Source organism: Rhodococcus sp. 7Tela_A2 (genome assembly GCF_049311045.1).
GTDB lineage: Bacteria > Actinomycetota > Actinomycetes > Mycobacteriales > Mycobacteriaceae > Rhodococcus.
The window spans coordinates 1-5,215 of record NZ_JAXION010000184.1; the positions used below are offsets into that span (position 1 = coordinate 1).

5 protein-coding genes are annotated in these 5,215 nt (G+C 67.8%); 1 reads left to right on the forward strand and 4 read right to left on the reverse strand.

The genetic code is table 11. The features are described from left to right. Positions 1-64 precede the first annotated feature (64 nt). Both TVH25_RS20685 and TVH25_RS20690 read right to left on the reverse strand, forming a co-directional pair. Entirely contained in the window at positions 65-1,315 is a 1,251-nt protein-coding gene (locus TVH25_RS20685) for a hypothetical protein (RefSeq protein WP_422425367.1), read from the reverse strand. Further along, a complete protein-coding gene (locus tag TVH25_RS20690) occupies positions 1,312-2,265 on the reverse strand; it encodes a Ppx/GppA phosphatase family protein (RefSeq protein WP_169619402.1) in 954 nt (317 codons plus the stop codon). The genes TVH25_RS20685 and TVH25_RS20690 overlap by 4 nt, the downstream gene beginning before the upstream one ends. A 45-nt stretch (positions 2,266-2,310) precedes the next feature. Here TVH25_RS20690 and TVH25_RS20695 point away from each other — a divergent pair, with 45 nt between their 5' ends. After that, on the forward strand, positions 2,311-3,111 hold the full coding sequence (locus TVH25_RS20695; RefSeq protein WP_169619612.1) for a hypothetical protein: 801 nt from the start codon (positions 2,311-2,313) through the stop codon (positions 3,109-3,111). 18 nt (positions 3,112-3,129) lie between these two features. Here the strand turns inward: TVH25_RS20695 and TVH25_RS20700 are convergent, their stop codons facing one another. Both TVH25_RS20700 and TVH25_RS20705 read right to left on the reverse strand, forming a co-directional pair. Beyond that, positions 3,130-3,819 (reverse strand): response regulator transcription factor, encoded by a 690-nt coding sequence (locus TVH25_RS20700; protein WP_169619400.1) that lies wholly within the window; start codon positions 3,817-3,819, stop codon positions 3,130-3,132. A 58-nt stretch (positions 3,820-3,877) separates the two neighbouring features. Further along, positions 3,878-5,056 carry a sensor histidine kinase gene (locus TVH25_RS20705; protein ID WP_296549448.1) on the reverse strand — a complete coding sequence of 393 codons (1,179 nt, stop codon included), beginning with the start codon at positions 5,054-5,056 and terminating at the stop codon, positions 3,878-3,880. Positions 5,057-5,215: the final 159 nt, after the last annotated feature.

Consider the following 5,215-nt stretch of genomic DNA (forward strand, 5'->3'; position numbering starts at 1 on the left):
CTCCGGGTACACGGAAGCGGTCGACAGCCCTACCCGTATGCCGTTCGCCGTCATCATCGGATCATCACCCGTTGGGCATCAGGAACAGGAGAGGTCCGAACGCAACGAACACGCCGACCGCCAGAGCGATGAGCTGGCTGGCGATGTCGTCGGTGCGGCGCAGAATCCGCACCAGCGCGACGAGACCCACGATCACCAGCAACGCCAGGCCGAATGCCACCCACGGCATCATGTCCCAGAGCTTCTCGAAACCCTTGAACAACAGTGCCCCTGCGGCGACCGCGGCAACGCTTTCGGTGATCAGCAGGGCCCATTGCTTGAGGCTGCTGCCGCCGGGCTCGTCGTCTGCACCGTCCTGTGGGGCGTCGTCCGTCCGGTCTTCCCGGGAGGTGCGGCCGCTCGTCTGCTCGTCCACGTCGGACGGGTTCGCCGGGGCGACCTTCCGGGGGGAGGCCTTTTCGGGGACGTCCTCGGTGTTCTTCCGGCGACGCTTGCCCCGTGCGGGAGTGTCGGCACCGTCGCCGGCCGCGGAGTCAGGCGCGCCCTTCCGCGCATCCCCGACCGGCTCGGCGAAGCCGTAGGTGTCGGTCGGGTCGTTCTCGTCCTCGGTGCCGGTGCCTTGCAGGTCGCTGGCGGGACCGGAGAGCAGTCGCGGCTCGGCGACGTCCCCGCCCCGCGGGGTAGGCACGGGCGCACTCTGGGTGTCCGGTGCCGAAATGCCCAGGTGTGCGCGGGCACGGCGAGGAAGTGCGGCAGGCCGGATCACTTCGGTGGGCGACTCGACCTTCGGTGCTTCCCGCACCGCGGCTGCCGACGGCGCCGAGCCGCGGGAGCCGGACGTCGCGCCTCGCGGGGCGGAGGTCGAACGGGAAGCGATGGTGGGCTTGGCTCCGAGGCCACTTTTGGGTGTTGCTGTCGGCGAGCCGAATTCGGGGCGCGCGGTCACGGTGGTCAGCTCCGTCGCCGACGGCGGTGCCGGGGTGACGAGTTCGGGGACCTCGACCTGGGGAGTGACCGGCACGACGGGCTCGACGCGCGGAGTTTCGGGAACGACGAATTCCACCCGGGGGACGGACGGCGCCACCGGTTCGACCTTCGGCACCTGTGGTGCCGCGTCGGCCGATCGTGTCCCGGCGGACGCGGAGTCGTCGGCCCGTGTGATGGGGATTTCGCCGGTCAGCTCGGCGACGGAGATTCCGCCGCTCGTGCCGCGCCGACGGCGTCCACCACTGCGCGAGTTCACCTTCTGGCCGTTACGGGCCAGCAGTTCGGCAACGGAGACCTGCCCCGTGTCGTTTCTCCGATTCTCGGTCATCCGGCAGTCACCACCAGTTCGCCCCCCATGTCGGTATCGAGCTTCCGCAGAATCAGGCCTTCGCGCAATGCCCACGGGCAGATCTGCAATGTTTCCACGCCGAGTGCGCGCATGCTCGCCTCGGCGACCAGCGCTCCCGCGACGAGTTGCTGGGACCGGTCCGAGCTCACACCCTCGAGTTCGGCGCGGTCGGCCGTGGTCATACGGGAGATGAATGCGATGAGCTGCCGGAGGCCGCTCGCGGTCAGTGTGCGCTGCACCCGCATACCCGCCGACGACGGCGCGGCCCCGGTGAGCCGCGCGAGCGTCCGGAAGGTCTTCGAGGTGCCGACGCACAGGTCGGGATCGCCGGCGTGGCGCAGGTGCTTGGTGGGCTGGACGAGTTCGGCGTCGAGCCAGTCGCGGAGCGCGGCGATTCGCCGCTTGCCGGGCGGATCCTCGGGGAACCAGTCACGGGTGAGACGCCCGGCGCCCATCTGGAGCGAATACGCGACGTCCGGGTCCTCGTCCCCACCGAACGACAACTCGAGCGAACCGCCGCCGATGTCGAGGTTCAGGATGCGGCCGGCACTCCACCCGTACCAGCGCCGCACCGCGAGAAACGTCAGCCGCGCTTCTTGTTCGCCCGACAGCACGTCGAGAGAAACCCCGGCTTCGCGGCGCACGCGGTCCAGCACGTCGTCGGAATTTCCGGCGTCGCGCACCGCCGAGGTGGCGAACGCCATCAGCTCGCCGCACCCCGAGGTCCGGGCGATGCTTGCGAATTCGGCGACCGTCTCCACCAGCCGATCGGCGCCCCGAGTGGTGATGTCGCCTGCGTCGTCCATGTTCTCCGACAACTGCAGTGTCGCCTTGGTAGAACTCATAGGTGTGGGATGGCCGCCACGATGGGCGTCCACCACAAGTAGGTGAACGGTATTGCTTCCGACGTCGAGTACCCCTAAGCGCACATCAACACGTTACTGGGTCTACCGTCGAGACCTGTGACAGCAGGTATGCCCGGCGCCCCACGCAAGCTCGATCCGGCCCCGGAGGTTCCCCTCGATTTCCCGCGGGAGTGGGTCGAGTTCTACGACCCCGACAACGACGAGCACCTCATCGCAGCAGACATGACCTGGCTGCTGTCCCGATGGACGTGCGTCTTCGGCACACCTGCCTGCCAGGGCATCATCGCCGAGCGCCCGGACGACGGGTGCTGCTCGCACGGCGCGTTCATGTCCGACGAGGACGACCGCGTCAAGCTGGAGAAGGCAGTGAAACATCTCACGCCCGACGACTGGCAGTTCATGGACAAAGGGCTCGGCAAGAAGGGATTCCTCGAAGAGGACGAACTCGAGGACGAACCCGCGCTCCGGACCCGCCGGTACAAGGGCGCGTGCATCTTCCTCAACCGGCCCGGGTTCGAGGGCGGGGTCGGCTGCGCGTTGCACAAGATGGCCCTGCGGCGCGGTATCGAACCGCTCGAGATGAAGCCGGACGTGTGCTGGCAGCTCCCGATCCGGCGCACCCAGGACTGGATCGAGCGTCCCGACGGAACCGACATCCTGCGGACGGTCATCACCGAGTACGACCGGCGAGGCTGGGGCGAGGGTGGGCACGACCTCGACTGGTACTGCTCCGGCTCCCCCGACGCCCACGTCGGCGAACGTCCGGTGTGGCAGTCCTATGCGCCCGAGCTCACCGAACTCCTCGGTGCGGCCGTCTACGACGAACTGGCACGTCTGTGCCGGCGACGTCAGGGTCTGGGACTCGTCGCGGTCCACCCCGCGACGACAGCCGCGCACAACCACTCCTGACGGCGTGCGGGGTGCTCGTCACTCCTCGAGCTTGTAGCCGAGTCCGCGAACCGTGAGCAGATGCTGGGGTCGCGCAGGGTCGGCTTCGATCTTCGACCGCAGACGTTTGACGTGGACGTCGAGTGTCTTGGTGTCGCCCACGTAGTCGGCGCCCCACACGCGGTCGATGAGCTGCCCTCGGGTGAGCACCCTGCCCGAGTTCCGCAACAGGTATTCGAGGAGATCGAATTCCTTGAGCGGCAGCGATATCGGCTCGCCGTTGACCTGCACGACGTGGCGGTCGACGTCCATGCGCACCGGTCCCGCCTCGAGCACCCCGTCGGGCTGTCCGCTCTCGACCTCGGCCTCGGCGCCCCGCCGCAGGACCGCTCTGATCCGGGCGATCAACTCGCGGGCCGAGTACGGCTTGGTGACGTAGTCGTCGGCTCCGAGTTCGAGACCGACGACCTTGTCGATTTCGCTGTCGCGAGCGGTCACCATGATCACCGGGACACCGGAGCGACTGCGCAATTGCTTGCACACGTCCGTGCCGCTCATGCCGGGCAGCATCAGGTCCAGCAGGACGATGTCCGCCCCCGCGCGATCGAACTCCGCGAGCGCGGAGGGCCCGTCGCCCACGATCGTCGCCTCGAATCCTTCCTTGCGCAGCAGGAAGGCGAGTGGATCCGCCAGCGATTCCTCGTCCTCGACGATCAGCACACGCGTCACTGCCTGGTCCTCCGTACGTTCCGTGGGAGCCACCCGGGTCTCCGGGTCGCGTTGTCCGTCACCGGCCGACTCCGCTTTCGCGGTCCGCCATCGAATTGTCGTCGACGTCCCCCTCCACGTGGGCGGGGATGAGCAGGGTGAAGGTCGATCCCGTTCCGGGCTTGCTCCACAGGGTGATCTCGCCGTTGTGATTCGCGGCGACGTGCTTGACGATCGCGAGACCCAGACCGGTGCCGCCTGTCGCGCGCGACCGGGCCTTGTCGACGCGGAAGAATCGTTCGAACACGCGCTCCTGGTAGTCCTTCTCGATGCCGATTCCGCGGTCGGTGACCGCGATGGCGACCTTCCCGTCGCGCAGTGAACGGCTCACCGACACGGGTGAGCCCGGCGGCGAGTAGGCGATCGCATTCGCGATGAGATTGGTCAGCGCGGTGACGAGGAGCGTCCGGTCGCCGAGCACCTCGAATCCGGAGGGCTTGTCGGTGGTGATCTCGATGTCGGCGTTCTCCGCGGTCAGACGGGTGCGCGCGAGGGACTCCTCGATGACCGTGTCGACGTCGACGACTTCGAGATCCGGGAGTTTCTCGGCGCCCTGGAGCTTGGAGAGAGCGATCAGTTCGGTGACCAGGTTGCCGAGGCGGACAGCCTCGCTCTGCACCCGCCGGCCGAAATGCCGGACGCTGTCCGGGTCGTCGGCAGATTCGAGCAGAGCCTCGGCCAGCAGTCCCATCGCCCCGACCGGCGTCTTCAGCTCGTGGCTCACGTTGGCGACGAAGTCTCGGCGGGTTGCTTCCATACGCACGTGCTCGGAGTCGTCGTATGCGTAGAGGACGACGAACCTGGGGTCGTCGTCGAGGAGTATCCGTGCCACGCAGCGCACTGCGATGTGGTCGCGGCCGTGGGGCGTCTTGGGACCGAGGTCGAGTTCGAGAGGCTCACCCGTCTGGAGGACCCGGGTGGCGACCGCCCATGCGCGATCTTCGACGAGACGGTTGCGGACGAGCCCGAGTTCTTCTGCGCGGGGGTTGAACAGGATCACGTCATGGAATTTGTCCACGACGGCGATACCGGTCGCGGACCCGTAGACCACGCGATCGAGAACATCCGCCATGGTGGGACCCGCGTCGTCGCGCTCGGCGGCGCGGCGTCGCCGGGTCGATTGCGACACCGCCAGCGCGAGAACGGCGCCGAGGACCGCGGCAACGATTGCCAGCAGGACCGCCTGCGTAACACTCACGATGAGAATCGTAGTAACACCGGCACGGCGGACGACACCGGGTCGATGACGTTCACTGCACGTCACGCCCTTTTTTGCGGGCATTGTCCGGTTGTTCATCCACCGTTTGCCGTGCCCGCACGAGACGTGTCGCGCGCGGGCTCGGCGGCGGCACTACTT